Here is a 24971-nt window from a genome sequence, read left to right on the forward strand (position 1 = left end):
TTTAATGTTGTTTGTAGTTGTTGTAAAAGTACAAGGCATCGTAAACCTCTTTTTGTGTTGCCTGACAATTGATTTGAATTTTACCTATTTCTTCAAGCAATGTAAAGTTGATTTTGTTGTCTTCGTTCTTTTTATCATGGGTCATCAAACGATATAATTCGTCGTACTTATCTTTTGAGAAATCAAAATGACCGTAAATAGCTTCCAATTGTTCTGCTAAGTCCAACACCTTAGGCATTGGAAAACCTAAACGGGTATGTGATAAATATAATTCGCAAATCATACCAAAAGCAACGGCATATCCGTGCAGAATAGGTCTGCCTTCGTACATGGCCATACTTTCAAATGCATGTCCGTATGTATGCCCAAAGTTTAAAGCTTTTCTAATATGATTTTCGGTTGGATCACTTTGTACAAAATGATCTTTAATGCGGATTGAATCAGCCACCAATTCTTTGAGCTTATCCAAATCAGGATTGAAAATATCAAAGGCTTTTAATTCTTCCCATTTATCGGCAGAATAAATGAAGGCATGCTTAATCATTTCGGCAAAACCAGAAATGATGTTAGGCTGATCCAAGGTTTCCAAAAAACTGGTGTCGATTAAAACGGCTGTGGCCTGATTAAACACACCAACTTCATTTTTTAAACCGGCAAAGTTAATTCCTGTTTTACCACCAATAGAAGCGTCTACTTGAGAAAGTAAGGTAGTTGGTATATTAATAAATTGAATGCCACGTTTAAAGGTTGATGCAGCAAACCCGCCTAAGTCGCATGGCATACCTCCCCCTAAAGTAACAAGCAAGGATTTTCGGTCTGCTCCACCATCACTCAATAATTTCCATACTTTTTCAGCTGCTTCCAGGCCTTTATTATTATCTCCGTCAGGTATTACAATGGTTCGCTCGGGGCAAAGACCAATTACTTTTTCTATTTTATGAAAACAATGCTTATATGATTCAGTATCTGATAGAAGAAATACCTTTCCCTCCGGAAAATTCTTTATTAGATGTTCAATGTCTGTTGTCAGATCATCAACTATAAATACGTTCGACTCTTTTGATATTAGCGGAAACATTGTTCAGTTTTAAATATTGATTTGCAAAAATAGTTAAATTTGGCAATTAGGAATAGGTTTTTAGTTACGACTCGTTTATTTATATCAATTCATTATTTATTGGTAGAAATAACTTACGAATTATGACTTATGTTGCTGTAATTTTTAATGAGTAATGGATATACATTTTAATAATAAAAAACAGGTTGGATCCTGGAGCCTCTATTTAGCTTTGTTGGTATTAATTGCATTAGGTGCGGTTGCCGCCAATTATCTTTTAATCGAGGTCAGAAATCAGACTTTGGATATTAGTTTATGGGGATTTCTTGTATTCTCAGTTGTACTATTTTATTTCGGAGGATTTAATTATGTGGATATTGCTTTAAGTGCTGAAAAAGTGGATGTGAAATTTTATAATTTATTCCCTCTTGGAAGGCAATATAATAGGATATTGGTACCTACTGATAAAATAAAGAAGATAAAAGTTAATAAAGGACTCGGGGTAATAGGCCGGAAGCTGAAGATTGAAGGTGTTATACAAGGACGACATGCTCTTTTTCCTTCGGTAGGATTAGCTGCTTGTAATAAGCATCAATTGCAGCAATTACAATTATTTATTGATACGCTTACCAAAGAGAAGTAATTATGCTCAGATCATTTTTTCTGCTATTGTTTATTTCTATCATTGGATTGGCGAATGCACAGTATAAAAAAGGGGACTGGTATGTAAGCCCAAAAATATCATTTGCCGATTATAGTGATAAAAATGATTGGGATGGCTATAGTATTTCAAAGATTCCACCAGTTTCATTAACCGTTGAATATGGGACCAATGATTGGTTAAGCCTTGGAGGAATGTTTGGTTTTAACAGAGATAAATACAAGAACGATACACTGACTACCAATATACATCGATATAATAAAGTGGCTTTTGGAGGATTGGCTTCTGTTCATTTGGCCGGGTGGATCGAAAAGTGGAGCAATTATTCCGTTTTTCTGGGAGATTGGGATTTTTATGTTACAGGAGGAATGTTATTAGAATGGTCATCGAAGAATGAAAAAGATGTTTGGAATGAAGAATTGCAAGTTTATGAAGATTTTAAAGAGACAGATGTGAAATTTAAAATAAGACCGGCTATTGGAGTTAGGTATTTTGTAACCGATGATGTTAGTATGCTTGTGGAGGTGGGTAGAGCTAATTTGGGATTGGTTACAACCGGATTGACCTGGCGCTTGTGATGACAGTTTATGAGTTCATAGGCAGAAGGCAAAAAATAAGCAGCCAGAGCAGTAAGGTAACTTGTTGCCTGTAACTTTTCTTTAAGCTACTTAACAATGGGTATTCTATTATGCTTCGGTTTTTAATGTAGATGCAATGCACTTACCTTCGTGAATCGTTCGGCATTTAATTGACACTTGTTTGTTATCTTATCGACACTTGTTTGGCTCCTGTTCGTAATTTTATCGGCTCTTGTTCGGCTATAAGGTGTCGAAGAAAAACCAAAAAAAGAGGATAAAAAGTAGAAAACATGCTGAAGTAAACTTAGTACTATCCTTAACCTTTTACAATGCAATAAGCATCCATTCAAGATATCTTATAGAAAATTCTTTAAATAATTGATGGTGTTGAGTTTCTAGATTTTGCTGGATTAGTTCAGTGCTGAAAAGATGTCTGAATATTATTAAAAGTAATTTGGTAACCTTGAGGTTAATAGATATATTTAATGGATTCTATTGAATTTTAACTTGACCGAACTACTGAGATATCAAATAGCCCTTAGTCTCATTAAGGGTATCGGACCAAAATTGGCACGTAACCTTGTGGCCTATGTTGGGGATGTAAAGGAGGTATTTAAAGAAAAGGAAAGTACCTTAGCCAAAATCCCAGGAATAGGGCCCGTGGTGGCACGATCAATAAAAAGTTCAGATGTAATGGCTAGAGCTGAAGAAGAGATAGATTTTATTCAGCGTCATCAAATAAAGGCTGTTTTTTATACCTCAGATGAATACCCTAAGCGATTAAGCTATTGTGAAGATGCTCCATTGCTATTGTATATAAAAGGTGATAATTACCTGGATGGAAAAAAGGTCTTGGGAGTTGTAGGAACACGAAAGGCCTCTGATGATGCAAAAATAAATTGCGAGAAATTAATTGGTGATTTGGCAATTCAGTTTCCTGATTTGGTAATTATTAGTGGATTGGCATATGGAGTAGATATTTGTGCTCATCAGGCAGCTCTAAAAAATAATTTGAATACTTATGGTGTTCTGGCTCACGGTTTAGATCGTATCTACCCATCATTACACCGTAATACTGCAGCCCAAATGGTGGAGCAAGGGGGGCTTATTACTGAATTTGTAACACAAACCAATCCTGACAAACCTAATTTTGTAAAGAGAAACCGCATAGTGGCTGGTTTGGTTGATGCGTTGGTAGTTGTTGAATCCGGAGTTAAAGGAGGTGCAGTTATAACTGCCCGAATAGCCAGTTCATATAATAGAGATGTATTAGCATACCCGGGCAGTGTTAGTAATGAGTTGGCCAAAGGATGCAATTATTTAATAAAATCTAATATTGGAGGTCTAATAGAAGATGCTCAGGATCTTATGAATTCATTGGGTTGGGAAGGTGATAAAAATCATAATTTGGTGCAAAGAATAATATTTAAAGAGTTCAATAACAGTGAAGAAGAGGTCTTGTATGATATTTTGTATAAAAATAAAGAGATGACAGCAAATGAATTGAGTTTGGAAAGTAACTTTCCGGTAAGTAAGGTAAGTGCCAGTATGTTGTCGTTGGAGTTTGCTGGGTTGATAAAAAGTTTACCCGGCAATGCTTTTCGAATAATTTGAAAGAAAAAGTGCTATTATTCTTTAATGTTTATAAGGAAAAGTTAAGTAGAGGCAAACAAATTTAGTAGATTTGCGTAGAATGACTAAGAAAAAAATTCGAATTTAAACACAAATATTGGGTCCATGGGCATTAATACCCAAACGTTAGTCAAAAATATTCTTAAGGGAAAGATTGCATCATTGGTGTTAATCTTGGTTTTGTTATGGGGTGGAGTTGGTATTGTATCAGGTCAAAGCAATGTGCCAGTATGCCAGAATGGAGTGGTACGTGTGGCTGCAAATTTAGTGGATGCAACGTATATGGGAAGCAATGCTGCACCTCCCGGACATCTTCAAAAAGGATACTGGAGTGAAACAGCCGGATTAACTTTCTCAGATTTAAATAACCCAAATGCAATTATTAGTGGACTGGATGGATATCCTGCTGGAACAACGTTTACAATCACCTGGTTTCATGCAATAGATCAAACTTATGATATTACCCTTGAGGTTACAAATAATGTAGCTCCTGATTATACACTTTTAAATGAAACAGGAACAACGGATAATGTATTGTTTTGTGATGGTCAAACACCCGGTAAATATACTTTTGAGATAACTCCTGATGGAGGAGGATTAGTTGTTGATTATTTATTGTATCATAATGATGGTACAAATAATGAAGTTACAGGGGTTGGTAATCCTTATGAAATGAATCTGAATAGTGGTTCAATTGGATATCAGGATCTGGATATTATACAAGCACTCGTCTCAAATGGTACTTGTTTGGATATTACTACAAATACAATTCAATTAGGTGAGTTATCTAGTGTTTATGTGCAAATTCAAGGTAATTTGTCAACGTGTGATCCTACAATTTTTGATGGGAATCATGTTTTAGAAGTTCTCCCATACGACCCCAATAATTTTACCTATCAATGGCAACACAATGGTGTAGATATTTCAGGCGCAACTAGCTCAACTTATACTTTATCAAGTACACCAGGACAGGGATCGTATACAGTTATTGTTGACCATATCGGAGGTAGTTGTGGCCCGTATACAACAGAACCTGTTGTTGTTAGTGATATTCCTCTACCGGATGTTTTTATTGATGACAAACCTGTTGGTTCAGGATTGTTTGAAATCTGTGATGGAACTTTATCAGAAACGTTAACAACTAGTTTGGTCGGAGGTACCTTGCCTCCAAATTATGATTATGACTGGTATCAGAATGGATCAATTGTAACTGGAAATGCAAGTACATATCCTTTAAATAATGATGAATCATCATTAGGGTACAATGCTTTTGGAGAATATCAGGTTGTACTTAAAAATGCAGATAATACAGAATGTATAAGTACATCCAATGCAGTATTAGTACAAACCATTAGGTTAGATGACGCTACTTTAGTAAAAGCCAATAATGCACAACCCTTTTGTATAACTGGTACTCCATTGCTGAATGTAACTGTAACTGGTGGATCAGCACCCTATACTTTAACCTTTACTGATGGGGCTAATGTTTTTACCAGGACTTTAAATACCAATGGGGGATTAATTTCTTTACCAGATATTACAGTAACAACAACATTTGAATTAACTCAGGTTGAGGAGGTAGCTACCAGTTGTTTTTGGACTGGGTCTAAAACAGTCACTTATAATGTTTATACCTCACCAGCAGTTCAAACAACTACAGGTAATGACGCTTGTGTGCCAACGAGCTCTGTAAGTATTGCATTGGCTACACCAGAGGATGGAATTACCTATCAATTAAAAAGAGACAATAATGGTGATGGTATTTATACAGATAATATTGGTAGCTCAATAACTTATAATACAGGAGATGCAACACCATTAACATGGAGCGGTTATACTGTTTTAGGTACATATAAGGTATTTGCTTCAACGGCAACATGTGCTGATGTACCAATGGATGGGGAATTTAGTGCTATTGCAGAACCTGTCGATCAACCTTTACTAGCTAGTGGAACGGCTCCGAGATGTTCAGATCCACTTAATCAAGTTACCTTTTATACGCTTGATAGTGAGAATGGAGTAACTTATACATTATATAGAAACAGTGGTTCTGGTGATGTGATTGTTGAAACGCAGTTGGGTAGTACAGGTACAGGTGTTACTTTTAGTGCACAAGATGAAGTGGGAGTATATAGGGTTGAAGCAGCCCGTGGAACAAATTGTTCTGTATTAATGTCTAACACATATCAAATCTTTTCTTCCCCAGATGTTACAGGTATTAATATCAATTCAACTGGAAGTTGTGAGAATGCAACAACTACGATAACCCTCAATCAAAGCGAGAATGGAGTTTATTATACTTTATATTACAATGATGGGTCTGGGGCAACAGCGAGTGCATATGGACAATGGGGTAATGGAGCTTCAATAACTTTAGTAAATAATCAACTACTTGCAGCAGGAACTTATACTGTGCTTGCAGAAAGAGGAAGTTGTCAAGAGTGGGTGAATGGTTCTATTATCATTAGCTCTCCGCCAACCGACTTACCATTTGTTGGTGGGATTGTGTGTGGAACCGGAAATATCAGTATTCCTAATGGAGAGACGGGTGTTACATATACTTTGTATTTTGATGATGGGACAGGTGAAATTCCACACCCAAGTTACGCCCCAATAACACCGGTTGCTGTCACAACTGTGTTTTTTAATGGTTTAAATGTTCCCGGTACCTATCGGGTATTTGCCAATTCGGGAAGTTGTTCTACTTTCTTAAGTAATGTGTTGATTGTAGAGAAAGTGCCTGATACACAAATTATATCTGTGCCTGATTTAGAGTATTGTGCAACCGAGACAGGAGTGGACATCAACTTAGGCAATACTGAAACGGGAGTAAATTATGTATTAATCGATAATGCAGGAACAGATGTTGCTACAATAACCGGTAATTCATTACCTCGCTCTTTTACCAATGTTACATTAGGTACATATAGTATAGAAGCTCGGTCAAGTGCAGGTTCGTGCAGCATTGTTTTAATGACAAACATTAATATTCAACGCAATGATTTACCAACGGTTGATATATTAAATCTACCTGGCGACTACTGTGAAGATCAGGGAGTGGTTACATTAGTTGGTAGTCCAACTAATGCAGGTGGTGCATGGTCCGGTTTAGGCTTAGGAACTTTTTTGATTGATAATAATAACGGAACAGCTGATTTTGATCCAGGTGCAGTGAGTACACCGGGTGCTACTTATAATATTACCTATACTTATACCGATGGTAACGGTTGTGTAAATTCAATAACAGAAGGAGCCACTGTTCATGCCAATGCAATTGATGCTACAACTCTATTAATAGTAAAAGAAAGTGATGGTAGTACTCCGGATACTGATTATTGTGAAGATTCTCCAGATGTTCTTTTAAGAGCTAGGTATAACGGAGCTGATATTACAACCAACGATGCCGTATTCGGCGGCCCGGGTGTAACAGATCATGGTGATGGTACAGCTACATTTTCACCTGCCGCAGCAGGATTGGGGACACATACAATTACTCTTAATTATATTGATGCAACAACAAATTGTAGCGGTAACACTGGAATAACTGTTGATGTGGGTGTTCCATTAAATCTCGTAAACCCAATTGCTCCATCATATTGTAGTGCAGATAATACTGCTATTCGTTTACGAGGACAAATTGATGGTGTAGATCCTGCACCAGGAACCACTAATTTTGATATTTGTGATGATACAGGAACGCCTATAGCAGGTTATATAGGAATTCCTAATGACACATATGATTTTATACCGGCAACTTTCTTCGCTGCAAATGGAGCCGATGATTATGAGATACATTATAATTATAATTCAGGATCTTGTACTAACACGCTGGTAAGCAGTTTTAGTCTGTATGAATCTGTTGATCCATCTTTTACGATTGACGGTGGTTCGGGGCAGACAACATTTTGTTATGAACAAGGTGAAGTGGCTATAGAAGGGGTTGAAAATCCATTGCCAACGGGTGCCACCAGTTGGTTTACGGGTAACGGCGTGAGTGGAATCAAATTCTTTACCAATGATCCAAATGTGGTTTATTCTCCGGCTACCAACCCGGTTACATATACTATCAATAATAATGGATGTGTTACTACAAGTACACGCAATATCACTGTTACAAAAGTAGATGTTGCAATTGTAGATTTATTATCAGATTACTGTACTAACCAATCTACACAAATAATTAAAGCTGATGAATTGGATGTATCAGTTGTTGATGCAACTTTCACAGCTGAAAAGAATGGTAACCCATCTGCATTTTTGGTAGATAATGGCGATAATACCGCTACTATAGATCCTTCTGTTGGAGAAGGTAATTATGTAGTAACCATGACTTATGAACAGCAAGGTGATGGTTGTATCGGAATAGTTCAACAAAACGTCACTGTACATCTGGCTCAACCGGTTACTTTTATTGGTGTAAATAATGGACAGAAGATCTGTCGTACATCAGGAGTAATTGATTTGATAGGTGATATGCCTGATATCGACGGAGATGGAAATCCGGATGGTCAGGGTAACTTTATTGAAATAGCCGGAGTTAGTAATACCGGTAACGATACAAATGGTAATCCAATAGTTGCAGATGATGGTTACGCCATTTTAGATCCGTCTGCAATGACACCTGGAACCTATACTATTAGGTATGAGTACCTGAGTGATCCCGGAAGTTGTTTTACTTACTATGAAAAAGAAATTGAAATTGTTGATTCTCCTTCTGCGGTTCACAATGTAACAGTGAATGGTGTAGTTGGTGGAAATTCAGCATACTGTGTTGATGACTCACCTAAAGGAGTAGCAATTGGATTAGATGGTGCTAACACGGGAGTTACCTATGAACTATTATTTGCAGGCAGCTCATTATCTCCGACAATTACCTATGATGCAACAAGTAGTGCAGCATTTAATTTTACTGACGACGGAACACCAACGGGTAATGAGATATTGTTCGATGAAATAGGAGTTTATACTGTTATTGCCAAAGTTGGTGATTGCGATGCAGTTATGACAGGAAATGTAACTGTTGAACAGTATGAGTTAGTGTTACAAACCAGCAATATTACACATGTTGAGTGTAAGGGTGAATTTACGGGTAGTGTTACTTTAAGTGCAAGTGGAGGAAGTGGAAATTATGAGTATAAGTTAGGTGCAGCAGGAACTTACACTGCTACTTCAACATTCTCAGGTTTAGCCACTGGGACTTATGAGTTTTATGTAAGAGATATGTCACCAGCAGGATGTGAAATTGTTTCACCTTTGTCGGTTACCATTACTGAACCTGCAAATGATTTAGATGTTGTTGAGGACGTAAGTAAAAAAATAAATGTTGGTTGTGCTTGTACGGCAGGTATTGATTGCGAAGGTAGTGCAACAATTATTATTACAGGTGGAACACCATTTACAGGAACCGACTTAGTAACTTATCCAACCGGTTACAATATTAGTTGGCCGGCTTCTGCCAATAATCAAAAAACATTAACTGCTACTCAGTTGGCTGTGGGAACTTATGATGTTCATGTAGAAGATGCCGAAGGTTGTGAGTTTATTTTACCGGTTACGATTTCTTCAAATCCTGCGTTGGACATTTATGAATATGATATTGCTGCCAACCACATTAACAATGGTTGCTTTGGTGGAACTGATGGTGCATTCACTGTTCAGGCAACAGGTGGTAGTGGCGAATATCAGTTTAGTATTAACGGAACCGATTGGTTTTTAAGTAACCATGCTACAGATGCAACATTATATGATTTCAAAGGGCTGGCTGCTGGAGATTATACAATCTATGTAAGAGATTTAAATTATCAACGTTGTAGTTTTACAAATGCAACTCAGGTAACTATTACTCAGCCGGCCGCTGCATTAAGTTTAACCGAAACTGCCAATACTCAGGTTACCTGTAATGGAGGTGCCGATGGATCGTTCACTGTTGAGGCAGCCGGAGGAAATGGAACTTATGAATTCTCATTGGTTAATCCGGCAGTGGATAATACTCAGTGGCAAGTACCTACAACGGCTCCAAATATTTTTACAGTGAGTGGAGTCGCTGCAGGCAATCATTCAGTTTGGCTGAGAGATGCTGCTTATCCTAATTGCACACAGGCTACCATTGTTGTAAGTGTTTCTGAAGCAGTAGTTTTATCATTCGATCCCCCTGTTGTTACTAATGTATCGTGTAATTCTGGCAATGATGGGCAAGTGACGCTTTCAGGAGCAGGAGGAAGTGGTAATTATGTTTACTCAATTGATGGTGGAGGAACTTGGCAGGCAAGTAATGTGTTCTCAGGCTTGAGTGCTGGAATTGCTTATTCATTCAGTATTGCAGAGGCTTCAGATTTTACATGTAACCAGATTGATATTCTTACTGTAACTCTTTCTCAACCTAGCGACTTTGTTACAACTGAAATTGCTGTTGATCATAAAGATGTTAGTTGCAATGGAGGTTCAGATGGTATATTCAGAGTTGCAACTTCTGGAGGTGAGGGAATTATTGAATACCGTTTATTTGATGGAACTAACTATATTACAACTTGGGATCCAGATCCTGAATTTACAGGATTAGGTGTCGGAACTTATCAGATTTCGGTTCGTGATTTGGGAACTGCTTCAGCAGACTACTGTGAAAAGACAAATGTACTTTCTGTAGTCATCGACCAACCTGTTTCAGGATTATCTTTCACTTCTGAAGTGGTGACACCGGCAACATGTAATGGATCTGCAACCGGAGAAATTACAATCACTGTTGCTGGAGGTACCTCACCTTATTATTACCAGTGGACCAACACCGATACAAATACTCCGGTGTCATTAGCAAATGGAGGTCAATCGGCCAACCCAACAAACTTGGTCGCTGGAAATTATGAAGTTGCTATCATTGATGACAATGGTTGTCCATTGTCTAATACCTATGTTGTAGGAGAAAATTCTGTTATTAACTTAACAATAGATAGTTACACAGATGTTACATGCTATGGTGAAGCTGATGGTACCTTAACGGTTAGTGCTACAGGTGGATCCGGTGCATATCAGTATTCTATTGATGGTGGAACTAACTGGGTTGGAGCACCTTCGGCAAGTTATACGTTTACTGGCTTAGATGTAGGTTTATATGTAGTGCAAGTAGAAGATTTAGCTGTAGGTGGATGTTATGCGATTAATACTGTTCAGCAGAGTATTGATCAACCTTCGCAATTAAATTTAACAGCCTCAGTAACCAATGTAAGTTGCAATGGATTAGGTAATGGCTCAATCACCATAGCAGCAAGTGGTCGGTCTGTTGCTACTGATTATGAATATTATATTGGAGATGGTGCTGGAAATGGAAACTGGCAGTCATCACCTGATTTTACATTATTATCTGTAGGTGATTATTATTGTAAAGTCCGTGATGTTCTTTTACCAACTTGTGAATCAGCATTGAAAGGACCGTTTACGGTTACTTCGCCAGTTGACTTTACAACAACTGTTACTGTTGTTCCGGTTTCCTGTAATGGAGATAGTGACGGACAGTTAATCTTTGCTACTTTACCGGCAACAGATATTTATGAGTATTCAATTGATGGAGGTGCTTGGCAGACCAGTCCTGTTAAAAATTTAAGTGCAGGTGTTTACACCGTTGATGTTAGAAATACAACAACAGGTTGTGAAAAATCTATTGCTGATCAGGTAATTACCGAACCAGCTAATGCCTTAATTGTTGATAATATTACTGTTACACATAATGACTGTAATGGAGATACCAACGGAACTGTTGAAGTATCAGTTAGCGGAGGAACAGCTCCTTATAGTTATCAGTGGAGAAATATGTCAACCGGTATCGATGTGCCCCCAGCTAATAATGGAGATCAAGCTAAAGCAATTGATTTGCCAGCAGGAGATTATAGAGTAACCGTTATAGATAATAATAATTGTATAGTTGTTTCGGCAAATACAACTATTAATCAACCAGATGCATTAACTACCACCTATACAGTTTCACATATTTCAGTAGTTGGTTTAATAGATGGAGAAATTGTTGTTGCAAATCCTCCTACAGGAGGAACAGCTCCTTATACAATTAGCTGGGATGATGGAGCTGCTTTTGATGATCAGTGGACGAGAAGTAATTTAGCTGCAGGTACTTATACCTTTACAATAGTAGATGATAATGGATGTGACTATGTGCAAAGTGTTGATGTACTTTTAAATCAAGCTCTTGACTTTACTGTTATACCTAATACTATTAACTGTTATGGCGATGAAGATGGAATACTAGCAGTTACAATCTCTGGTGGAACAGCTGACTATACAATAAATTGGTCGGGTACTTTGTATGATGGTACAACTATTTCAGATTCCCATACAACATCATCGACTAATTACGAGATTAAACTGTTATATGCAGGTATATACACTGTTACAGTAACTGATGATAATGGCGCCACTTTATCAAAAACAAATATTGAGATTAGTCAGCCTGGTGAATTGTTAATCAATGATTTAATTAGAGATGATATTTCATGTTATGGCGCAGGGGATGGTAGAATACAGGTAGAAGTTACCGGGCATGCAGGTTCTGATAATTACCAAATCAGTTGGGAAGGACCTGGAGGTTATGCTGATGCAGGTCTGGTGAGTGCAGTTAGTGATCAGGATAATTTGGTTTTACCTGGAGACTATACTGTAAAAGTTAATTATAACTCTACTTGTTCTATATCTGAAACATATACAATAACTGAACCTACAGAAATAGAAGTAACTTATACTGAAATACAGCTTTCTGCAGCTGGTGCAGATGACGGTCAGATTCTGGTTGATGTTCCAACAGGAGGAGTTTCGCCATATACCATAATATGGTCGGATGGAGCTGGTGCATATGACGGTATGTGGACCCGAACTGGCTTGGCTCCCGGAGATTATGACTTCATAATTACAGACGCATCAACTTCTAATTGCTCAATTACCCAAACAGCTACCATCTTAGATAAGGATGCGCTTGATTTTACTTACACAGTTACTGACATTAATTGTTACAGTGATCAGGAAGGTATAATTGCTTTAGTAATTAAGGGTGGTGATGCACCATTTGATTTGCATTGGGATGCAGTATTGTATGATGGATCAACATCTTCCGATGATCAGAACGATATTACGACGAATTATGAGATAAAAGATTTATATGCTGGTACTTATCAGGTGCGAATCACCGATGATTCAGGTGCTACAATCAGTTATCCTGTAATAGTGGCTCAACCTAATGAACTAGTTATAAGTAATGTTGTATTAGATGATATTTCTTGTGCAGGTGCAGCAGATGGTCATATTCAGATTAGCTTGAGTGGTCATGATGCTGCTGATATGCCAAACTATAATCTGGTTTGGACTGGTCCTGGAGGATTTTCTGCTTCAGGTGCAGCAAGTACAACCAGCGATCAACCTGATTTGGTATTGCCTGGTGCTTATACTGTTACAGCCAATTATAACAGCAGTTGTTATGTAACTGAATCATATAGTATTATTGAGCCAAGTCCTATTTTGGTTAATCATACGGTCAATCAAATCACTGTAGCAGGTGGTTCTGATGGTGAGATAATAGTTACCAATCCTCCAACAGGCGGTGTTGCACCTTATTCTATAACCTGGGATGATGATGCATCATATGATAATGTATGGACGAGAGATAATTTGGACGTAGGTACTTATACCTATACTGTTAAAGATGATATTGATTGTGAAGTATCTAACACAATTGTTATTGATGATGTTGATGCCTTGGATCTTCTATTATCAACAAGTTCAATTAATTGCTATGGAGCTGATAATGGAATTATATCAGTTATCATATCCGGAGGAACTGCGCCATACGATATAGCATGGAGTGGAACTCAATATGATGGAACAGTGGTTAATGATAATTATACAGGACTATCATCTAATTATCAGATAGAAAACCTTTATGCTGGCGATTATACCATTACAATAACTGATGATGAAGGGGCTACGATTGATAAAACAATCACAGTAGGTCAGGCAGATGAGTTAGAAATTAATTTGGTACCTAGTGATATTAGTTGTTACGAAGCTGCTGACGGTAGGATTACTGCTAATGTTGTTCATGGTACAAATAATGTGAGCTCTTATCCAATTTATTGGACGGGGCCTGGTGGTTACGCCGTTTCCGGAACCTTAGGGACTAATTCTACAATTGATAATTTGGTTTACGAAGGAACGTATAATGTTCAGGTTACCTACAATGGATCATGTGTTGAAACAGATTCATATACCATTAAGGAACCTGAAGAGATTAGCATTTCATTAGTAAGTTCAACAGATGTTTCTTGTAATGGAGGAACTGATGGAAGTATTGCAGTTATAGCAACCGGAGGAGTTGGTTTCTCATATCAATGGTATTTATGGAACGATGCAACAAGTAGTTATGACATTCTAGCCGGAGAAACCAATGCTTCTATTAATAATCGAGAAGCCGGTACTTACAGAGTTGAAGCTACTAATAATACTACAAGTTGTACAGCACAGTTTGATCACGAAATAACTGAGCCTGACGTCTTAAGTCTTATTGTTACACCAACAAATATAACAACTTGTAGTGGAGATAATTCAGGAGAATTACTAATCCAGATTGCTGGCGGTACAGAACCATACAGATATAATTATGGAACAGGAAATATCTTGCTTCCTGCTGGTGTTACTACGGATACAGTGTCAGGTCTTTATGCCGGCACGTATAATGTGAGTATTATAGACGCAAAAGGATGTACAACATCTGTTCCTAATACACCTGTTTTAGAACCAAATCCGCTATTGCTTAATGTTACAAATGAATTTATTAGTTGTGATAGTCAGATAGCTGGTTGGCCTGATGGTGAGCTAATGGTAGATATATCAGGTGGTAATATTGTTTCAGGAGATCATAATTATTTACTTTCTTTGGAGGCAGATAATGGTAGCGATAGAGTTGTGTTGGCTCCGAACCCTGGTGGGGCAACACATACAGAAACCTTCAGTAATTTGGCTCCAGATGCATATACCTTGTATGTATATGATCAAAACTCAGTGGATACAGACCAATGTGTTCAGGAATATAGTTTTGAATTAAAGCCAATTACCATCTCAGGCAATTCGTATAATGCCAGTTGTGAAGGAGTGGCTGATGGTAGCATTAGTAATATTAATCTCGATGGTGTATCATCCAACTATTCTTATTCATGGTCGTCACCTGATGGAGGTATTGGACTGGATCAATCTACCTTAAATCAAGACGGACTTTCATTTGGTACCTATACTTTATCGATCACTGATTCAGTCAGAGGTACTTGTGTGGTTGAAAAAGATTTCATTATTGGTTACGAGAAAACAATAGTGGTTGACGGTACAACCTTTGATGTTAGTTGTTTTGGTGGAGCAAGCGGGGCTATCACATTGGATGTAACAAATGTAGGTGCATCTGTGACATATTTATGGACTGGGCCTGGTATCACGGCAGCCAATGAGAGTGATAAGGATCTGACAGGATTGGTGGCTGGTGATTATACTGTATTGGTTACAGATGGATCATGTACGGCAACACGTACTTTTACAGTGAAACAACCTGTATCTGCTTTAGACTTTAATTTGAGATATCTTATTACTGATTGTGATCCATATGTAAGAACCATCGAAATCTTCAATTTAACTGGAGGATCAGGTGTGCAAGACCCAGCCTATGGTGATTTCAAATACAATGTTTCAGGACCGGGAATTGCCGCTCAGGATCCAACAGATTATCATTTGTTTACAGTCACAGTCGGTGGAACTTATATTGTAAAAGTATCAGATAAGAATAATTGCGAAACAAGTTACAGTATTACTATTCCTGAAGAGATTGCAGTCAATCCGGTTATCACCGATGTAAAATGTAATGGAGGTAATACGGGAGCTATTTCTATTAATTTAACGGGAGGAAGTGGATCGTTTAGTTATAGCTGGACTAAAACCGGAGATGCTGCTTATTCTGCGTCTACACCAACCATTAATACGCTTACTGCAGGTGAATATGTATTGGTGATTACTGATTTACTTGAAAACGATGGGGCAGCTTGCGAAAGAACGTACACCTTTGATGTGCTGCAACCATTACCTATACAGATAGATGCAACGGATAAGGGGGATGTTACCTGTAACGGAGATGCGGATGGATATATTAATCTGGAAATTCAAGGAGGAGTAGCTCCTTATAATTATACCTGGTCTCCATTATCACCTGGAATTGTTCAGGGCGACAAAAATCAAAGTGGATTATCAGGTGGTACTTATACTGTATTAATAAGAGATGCGAACAACTGTACTGCTACCAAAAATATTACCATTGATGAATATACAGCTGTAAGTGGAGTGATTACTCTTACCGATACGCAGTGTGACGGAACCAATGGTTCATTAGATTTAACACCAGCCGGTGGATCAGGATCTTATACTTATTATTGGAGTACTACTGATGGAGATCCAACACAGCTCGTGCCTACAGATCAGGATCAATCTGGTCTAACAGGAGGTACTTATTATGTGGTTATTACCGATGCCGATTCAGACAGAACTTCTTGTATTGATACATTAAATGCTACTCTGACCAGTGCCATTGAAATAGTTAATGATGTGGTTACGCCGGTATCATGCTCGGGTAATAACGATGGTAGTATTGCATTTGATGTTATAGGAGGTGATGAAAATTATACTTATGCCTGGACTACCACTGATGGAAGTGCATCGGCACTAACGCCAGGAGCAAGAAATCAGAGTGGATTAGCACCGGGTACCTACACAGTTACTATTACTGATGGACGTACATCTGGTGGAACAGATTGTTCTATAACAAAAGACTTTACTATTGTAGCTGCTACCGGATTAAATGTAAATGTTGCTTTAACACACATCGAATGTTTTGGAGAATCTGTAGGTGCTTTATCGGCTGTTGTTTCTGGAGGTAGCGGTAATTACAACTTCGATTGGAATAGTGGTGCTTATACCACTGCATCCATAAATAATATACCTGCCGGTATTTATACCTTATTAGTTACAGATAACGACCTTGGATGTACTTTCATTGGTGCTTATACCATAAATCAACCAGCAGCACCAATTAGTATCGATGCAGTAAACATTACTGATGTGCTTTGTTATGGAGGGTTAACAGGTGAGATTGAGGTAGAGGTTTCAGGTGGTACGCCTACTTATAATTACATCTGGACAGGTCCGGGTAATCCATCCGGAAGCAATCCGAGTGGTTTGGCTGCTGGTACTTATTCTGTAACCATCCAGGATGATAATGGATGTACATTAAATTCCGGTGATATTGAAATTACTCAGCCATCTTCTCATATAACTATTACCAATCCTCAAATAACCGATGTTTCAACAGCCGGAGGTAGCGATGGACAAATTCAGGTTGATGTTAGTGGAGGGGTTGCACCTTATACTTTCCAATGGTTTGATGCTTCTAATGCATCTGCAGGAACCACAAACCCAATAGCAGGATTAAGTTCAGGAACCTACAGAGTTGTTGCAACTGATGATAATGGTTGTTCATTCGAATATACCGGAATCAGAGTTGTTCAGCCAGGTGAGAATTTGGGATTTGAGAAAACAGTATTTAATGTTAGTCCTTGTAACGGTGATACAAACGGTGAATTACATATTAACCGAGTATTTGGAGGGTATCCTATAGATGGATCTTATTATAGAATTCAGGTATCTGGTCCGGGAACTTCACAGGATGTTAATGCAACATCACTGCATTTAACCGGGTTAACCGCAGGAACTTATCGTGTTACCGTAACAGATGATGTGCCTGTTACTTATCAGGAAGATATTATCATTTCAGAGAATCCTGTTTTAAGTATAAACACAACTGTAAGTACTCACATTAACTGCTATAATACGTCAACAGGGGTGATTGATGGAACAGTTAGTGGTGGTCAAGCTAGTTCAACTGGAGAGTATTTCGTTGAGATAATTAGTGATAAAGGATATTACGATTCGCAAAATGTAGCGTCTGTGCCTGGTACATTCACCTTTAATAATTTGCCTGTAGGTAATTATACCATTTTGGCATATGACTATGCCGGTAGCTATGATTCAATGTCTCCAACCAGAGGTAATTGTAGTGTGTCTGATGCCAAAGTAGTTATCCAACCCGAAGCAAATGTAGTATTAGCTTCATCAGATGGATCAACAGATATTTGTGCTGGCGAAGACTTTAATATGGTATTAACTACAAGCGGATGGAATTTTGCTGCAGATGGAAGTATTCGTGTTACTCTTTATGATGGGGATACTTATTGGGAAGAAAATGTGAATCAATCACCTTACTCCATTACGGTAACTCCAACAACCAATAGAAACTATGTAATTACAAAAGTAGCTGATCCTTCTAATTCAACTTGTTTAAAAGGAACTGGTAGTGGACAGGTGCAGTTGACAGTTAATCCATTACCAACTGCTAACATTAGTGGTCCGGATGAGATGTGTGCTGATGGTTCGGTTGATTTGAGTGTAAACTTAACTGGCGTGGCTCCATGGAATATTACATGGGTGGATACAAACAACGGTACATCATCTACCGAAACAGTTAATTCATCACCTTATATTTTTAATGATACTCCGGTAGCAGATGCCAGCTATAGTATATTATCGGTTTCTGATGCTAACTCCTGTTCCAATAGTGGAAATGGTCAGGTTGATGTTTCAGTCAATCCTAAACCAACAGTATTACTAAGCGGAAGCACCAATATCTGTGTTGGTAATACAGCTGTCCTAGATATTGAGTTTGGTAATTCAGCTTATCCATATACAATAACATATACCAGAAACGGTGTTAATAACACGATGGTTGTTTCACCTAATACGGGTACTACTTATAACTGGTCAGTATCGCCTGATGAATCCACAACTTACGAAATTACCAATGTAGTGGACGCCAATGGTTGTGTTATGGATATCACAACAACCATTTCGGCAGTTGTTACAGTAAAACAACTACCGGGACGTATTGATACCATTAGAAACGATGATGTGATTGGTGGTGTTTGTCAGGCTGAATCAGGTGTTATTTATACCATTGATCCGGTAACGGATGCTGACGGAGGTTATATCTGGACGGCTCCTGTCGGAAGCACCATTGTATCGGGAGATGGTACTACTTCAGTAGAGCTCAACTTTGATGCTGATTTTGCTGGAGGATATATTGAAGTATATGCAACTAACGGATGTGGCGATGGTCAACCTGCCGAATTATGGATACCTGCTAAACCGCTACCAGATACGGTGGGTAGTATTACAGGACCAACAGAGTTCTGTCAGGGATCAACAGGTATAACCTTTAGTGTTGCTGCTGTAGCTAATGCCACTCATTATCGATGGGAACTTCCAACAGGGTTTATTATTGTAGGCGCTGATACCGCTTCAACCATTAAAGTTGATTTGGACCCAATGTTGGATGTTATTAGTGGCGAAGTAAGAGTAACACCTTACAATGCCTGCGGAGATGGACCTAATACAGCTTCATTATCTGTTGAAGTGTATCCTTTACCAATGGCTTATGCAGGATTGGATAAAGATGTTTGTGGTGATACTTATACCTTAGAGGCTACAGACCCAAATTCAATAAATCCAAATTGGTCGGGTCGATGGGAAGTAATTTCAGGACATGCTATAATTAGTAACCCAACTGCATTTAATTCAACTTTAACTAATATTAGTAGAGGTGATGTAGTATTGCGATGGACTGTTACTAATAACAGCACCGGAGGATTAAATGACTGTGCTGTTTATGATGAAGTAACCATTAGAAATAATACACTATCAATTTCAGCTGTTGCAGATGTAAGTAATGTATGTAATGGAAGTACCACTCTAAGTGGAACCTATATTGCCGGAATTGAAGGGCGTTGGGAAGCGATTTATCCTGTTGGATCAACAGCTTCATTCGCACCTGCTAATGCATCCACTACTGTTGTAACCAATATGGAGCCGGGATTAAACCGTTTCCGTTGGACATTAACACAAAATGGATGTGAAAGTTATGGTGAGGTTGAAGTGACAAATAACGAACCTTCAGAAGCCATTATAAATGAAGGTAACACAATTGCTGTCTGTGATAATCAAATAACTCTTACTGCCGTTTCGCCTCTTGTAGGAACTGGTAAATGGACACTAATAAGTGGTTCTGGTGTTATTGATTCGCCAGACGCAGAAACAACTCTTATAACGGGTCTGGATTATGGAGATAATGTATTCCGTTATACTGTTGCTGTAAATGGATGTGAGAAATTTGATGAAATAACTGTTAGGAATAATACACTTCAGGTTGATGCCGGAGCAGATCAAACAGTATGTGATGGTAGTTTGGTATTAGATGCTACCGTGCCACCTGCTAATGTTACAGGCAGATGGATTATTGTAGAAGGAGCCGGATCGTTTGAAGATGCACTTTCTCCTAATACAATAGTTAGTGATTTGGAACAAGGCACAAATCGCTTAATATGGGAATTAAATCAGTATGGATGTATTAGTACTGATGAAATAACAATAACCAATGATGCTCCAACTACTGCAACGGTAGGAAGCAATCAGGTTCTTTGTGCTTATCAAACTCAATTAACAGGTAATGCACCTTCCATTGGAACAGGTTTCTGGTCAATTGTTACTGGTTCAGGTATTTTTGATGATCCATCAGATCCATTAACCAGTGTTACCAACTTGGGAGAAGGAGAAAATATTTTCCGATGGACCATTATGCATGAGAGCTGTTCTAGTTCAGCAGATATCATTATTGTGAATAATCATGTAGTGGTTGAAGCAGGAAAAGATACCATAGTTTGTGGTCGAATTACAAATTTAAGAGCAAACTCACCTTCATTAGGCGTTGGTGAATGGGGTGTTCTCCCTGGTGTAGGTGGAGGAACTATATTCGATAATTACGATCCAAATACACAGGTTGGTGGATTACTAAACGGACCTAATGGATTTATCTGGAGAGTTGATTATAATGGATGTATATCGGCAGATACTGTTATTATTAATAACAATACACCATATCCCGTTAATGCCGGAACCGATCAGATAATAACGGGTGGATCAACCAACCTGAATGCAACTCCGGTAATTGCTGGAGAAGGTAAATGGTCGCTCGTTGCCGGAGGAGCAAGTATCGCAAATGATCTGGATCCATATTCTTCAGTAAGTGATTTACGTAGAGGAGAAAACCTGTTTAGATGGACTGTTACAAATATGGGTTGTGAAGAATCAGATGAAGTAACCATTACCAATGGAGAAACTATTGATGCCAATGCAGGTCTTGATCAGGAGGTTTGTGACGATTTTGCAGAGTTACAGGCAAACGATCCGGATGTAGGTATTGGAGAATGGTCCGTTGTAAGTGGAGCGGGGCAATTTGAGGAAATTAACAATCAAAAAACCAGGGTTACTAACCTGGGACCTGGCGAAAATGTTTTCCGCTGGACAATATACTATACAAATACAAAATCAACAGACGAGGTAACAATAACCAATTACAAGGTTACAAAAGCCAATGCCGGACCTGATCGTGATATCTGTGCTGACGAATATCAATTAGAAGCAAATATACCGGCAATAGGAGATGCAACATGGACTCTAATAAGTGGTAGTGGTGCTTTTGAGGATAATACTAATCCAAATACTCTTATTAGTGGATTATCTAAAGGAGCTAACGTATTGAAATATGAAATTTCTCAATATGGCTGTGCTTCTGTAGATTCTGTAGTAATTAATAATATGCTGCCAACTGTTGCTGATGCAGGTGGTGATACAGTATATGTATGTAGCGATTCTATTGAGCTACGACCAAATACCCCTACATTTGGAGTGGGTGAGTGGAGAGTAAAAGAAGGAGCTGCCGAAATAGATGGAAATTGGGCCAGAAAACTGGCTCCTGGTAGAAATGTTTTATCATGGGTTATTACTTCCGGTAGATGCGAAGATTCTGATGATATAGTAGTAATTAATAATCAACCATCAGTAGCCAGGGCAGGTAGCGACAGACCAATTTGTGTTGATAATGTGGTATTGTCTGCTAATATACCTCTTTATGGAGAAGGAACCTGGGAGTTAATTAGTGGATCGGGTGATATTGCAGATGTACATGATCCTTATACAGAAGTTACAGGATTATCTACCGGCAAAAATCGTTTCCGTTGGACAATCGATAATAACGGTTGTACCTCATCAGATGATGTGGAAATAGCTAATAATTATATACAATCAATAGCTGGGCATGAAAGTCTGGTGATATGTTCCGATACATCATTATTGGCGGCAAATAATGCCTATCCGGGTGAAGGAACCTGGGGCGTTGTTGGAGGTTCAGGTGCTGCTTATTTCGATGAACCACATAATCCTTACTCGAAAGTAAGAAACCTTGATCAGGGTGATAATGTATTAACATGGACCATCAGTTATGGTGGATGTAATTCGGTAAGTAATATTACAATTACCAATAATAATCCAACTAAGGCTGAAGCCGGTGATCATCAGGCATTGTGTGAATTGAATCAAACGCAATTGGCAGCGAATAATCCAACTATTGGAGTTGGAGAATGGAGTATCAGGAATGGTTCTGGAGGATTTACTGATATTAATGATCCTTCAGCAACAGTAAGTAACCTGGCATTTGGTGATAACCTCTTGCGCTGGAAAATTACAAATGAAGGTTGTGAGTCATATGATGATGTTCAGATTAGTTATAATCGAATAGAGGCAAGAGTTAGCTCATCACTTCCAATTTGTTCGGATGAGACGCAGTTAGAAGCAAATAACCCAAGCCCTGGTGTTGGAACATGGAGCATTGTTGGAGGAACAAGTCAGGCTATTTTTGAAGATCAGAACAATCCTAATACAATAGTTCGGAATCTGGCTAAAGGAAATAATCAGCTCCTATGGACCATTATTTATAATGGTTGTGAAACATCGCAGGAAGTTACCATTGTTAATAACTCCCCAAGTGCTGCATATGCCGGTAATAGTCAAACTATCTGTGATGATACCACCAACCTAAATGCAACGGCTGTTGAAATTGGAGAAGGAAGATGGGAAGTATTATCAGGCTCAGCATTTATAAGTGATGTTAACGATCCTAAATCAGAAGTAATTGGTTTATCTAAAGGAGATAATGTATTTAGGTGGATTGTTCAAAATGAGACCTGTATTATAACCGATGAAGTATTAATAGTAAATAACGAACCTTCAGTACCATATGCTGGTAAAGATGAAGAACTGTGTACTCCTCAGTTAACATTAAAAGCCAGTCCTCCTGAGTATGGTCAGGGATTGTGGACAATTGATAGCGGAGGTGGAACATTTGATGATCCTACCAGGCCTTCAGCTACCATTACAAGTCTTTCTCATGGAACGAATGTTCTACGTTGGACACTAACGCAAGGACAATGTACTTTGAGTGATGTTATAACCGTTGTTAATAATACTCCAACTACTGCCAATGCAGGGCCGGATGTGCAGGATTGTAAAGACTGGACTCAATTAGATGCCAATACTCCGGAATATGGCGAGGGGTACTGGACGGTTGTATCAGGTAAAGGCGATTTTGATGATAATACGGATGAAAAAACTGTTATAAGAAACCTTGGTTTTGATGAGAATATCCTAATGTGGACTATCCAAAACGGATCATGTTTCTCAACTGATCAGGTTAATATATCTAATAAAGTACCTGATCAATCAGAAGCAGGAGCTGCCAGAGAAACCTGTGATGATTACATTGTATTGAATGCCAATAATCCGGTGGATGGTATTGGAACATGGACGGTTATTAGTGGTTCAGGTATTTTTAATGAACCTAACCAGCACAATACAATGGTATCCAATATTGGTTATGGCGAGAATGTCTATAAATGGACTATTGGATACGGAGAATGTACTACAGAGGATGTGGTTACAATTGTAAGTAATAAAGCACGTCCATATGCAGGAGAGGATGATATTACTTATGAATCGGCATATGAGATGCAGGCAGAGAATCCGGGTACTTTAGAAGGTACGTGGTCAATAGTAGCAGGCGGAGGTACTTTTGAGGATGCTAATTTCTTTAATACAACGGTAAGTGGTCTGCCAGAGGGCAAGAGTACGTTCCGATGGACGATTATAACAGATGGCTGTGTAGCTTACGATGATGTAACCATTGAATATAAAACAGTACCAGAGTCAGGCTTTACTGTAAGTTCAGAAGCAGGATGTTATCCTTTGGAAGTGAAATTTACCAATTATACTATTGGAGGAACATCATTTATCTGGGAATTTGGTGATGGAGGAAGATCAACAGATAGAAATCCAACGTATACCTTCGAGAATCCTGGAGATTATACGGTTGTTTTAACGGCCCCTGGTCCTGATGGTCAGGATGCTGTATCATCTCAGGTTATCACTGTACATGATCATCCGGTGGCGGATTTTAATGTGACACCTGATTTAGTTTGGATTCCTGATGATCCTATCAAGTTAACCGATTTATCGATTGATGCGGTTACCTGGTTATGGGAGTTTGGTGATGGTGAAACGTCGGTTGAGCAAAATCCAACCTATTATTATCAGGAAGCTGGCATTTATTCAATTTCGCTGACTGTAGAGAATAGCTTTGGTTGTGATAATACATATGTAGCAAATGATATTGTTGAGGCCAAATTAGCAGGCTTTGTGAACTTCCCTGATGCTTTTGCACCACGTCCGGATGGAAGTAGCCCAGGAGGTGTTGGGGAAAGAGATGATGCCTTATTTAAGCCAAAATACAGAGATGTTGATAATTTCCATATGCAGATCTTTAATCGTTGGGGACAATTGATATTTGAAACCTATGATATTGATGAAGGATGGAATGGATTATACAAAGGTCAATTGGCTCCTCAGGCTGTGTATGTTTATAAAGTTAACGGCCGATACATGAATGGGGTAGAGTTCAGGAGGACCGGAACTGTATTACTAATTAGATAATTAAAAATATACCTATATTAGGGAAACCTTAACA

Annotated in this window: 5 protein-coding genes; 4 read left to right on the forward strand and 1 reads right to left on the reverse strand. The window is 38.4% G+C overall.

Features of this window, described 5'->3' with window-relative positions; all coding sequences use genetic code 11:
- Position 1: 1 nt before the first annotated feature.
- Entirely contained in the window at positions 2-1078 is a 1077-nt protein-coding gene (gene aroB / locus KEM10_RS06250) for a 3-dehydroquinate synthase (RefSeq protein WP_212214907.1), read from the reverse strand.
- 154 nt (positions 1079-1232) lie between these two features.
- Here aroB and KEM10_RS06255 point away from each other — a divergent pair, with 154 nt between their 5' ends.
- The 4 genes from KEM10_RS06255 (at position 1233) to KEM10_RS06270 (ending at position 24937) form a co-directional block, all read left to right on the forward strand.
- Positions 1233-1700 (forward strand): hypothetical protein, encoded by a 468-nt coding sequence (locus tag KEM10_RS06255; RefSeq protein WP_212214920.1) that lies wholly within the window; start codon positions 1233-1235, stop codon positions 1698-1700.
- A gap of 2 nt (positions 1701-1702) precedes the next feature.
- Positions 1703-2296 (forward strand): outer membrane beta-barrel protein, encoded by a 594-nt coding sequence (locus KEM10_RS06260; RefSeq protein WP_212214922.1) that lies wholly within the window; start codon positions 1703-1705, stop codon positions 2294-2296.
- Positions 2297-2791: 495 nt separating this feature from the next.
- Entirely contained in the window at positions 2792-3910 is a 1119-nt protein-coding gene (dprA, locus tag KEM10_RS06265) for a DNA-processing protein DprA (protein WP_244825593.1), read from the forward strand.
- Positions 3911-4033: 123 nt separating this feature from the next.
- Entirely contained in the window at positions 4034-24937 is a 20904-nt protein-coding gene (locus tag KEM10_RS06270; protein ID WP_212214925.1) for a PKD domain-containing protein, read from the forward strand.
- Positions 24938-24971 lie beyond the last annotated feature (34 nt).

Source organism: Carboxylicivirga linearis (genome assembly GCF_018271995.1).
GTDB classification, from domain to species: domain Bacteria; phylum Bacteroidota; class Bacteroidia; order Bacteroidales; family Marinilabiliaceae; genus Carboxylicivirga; species Carboxylicivirga linearis.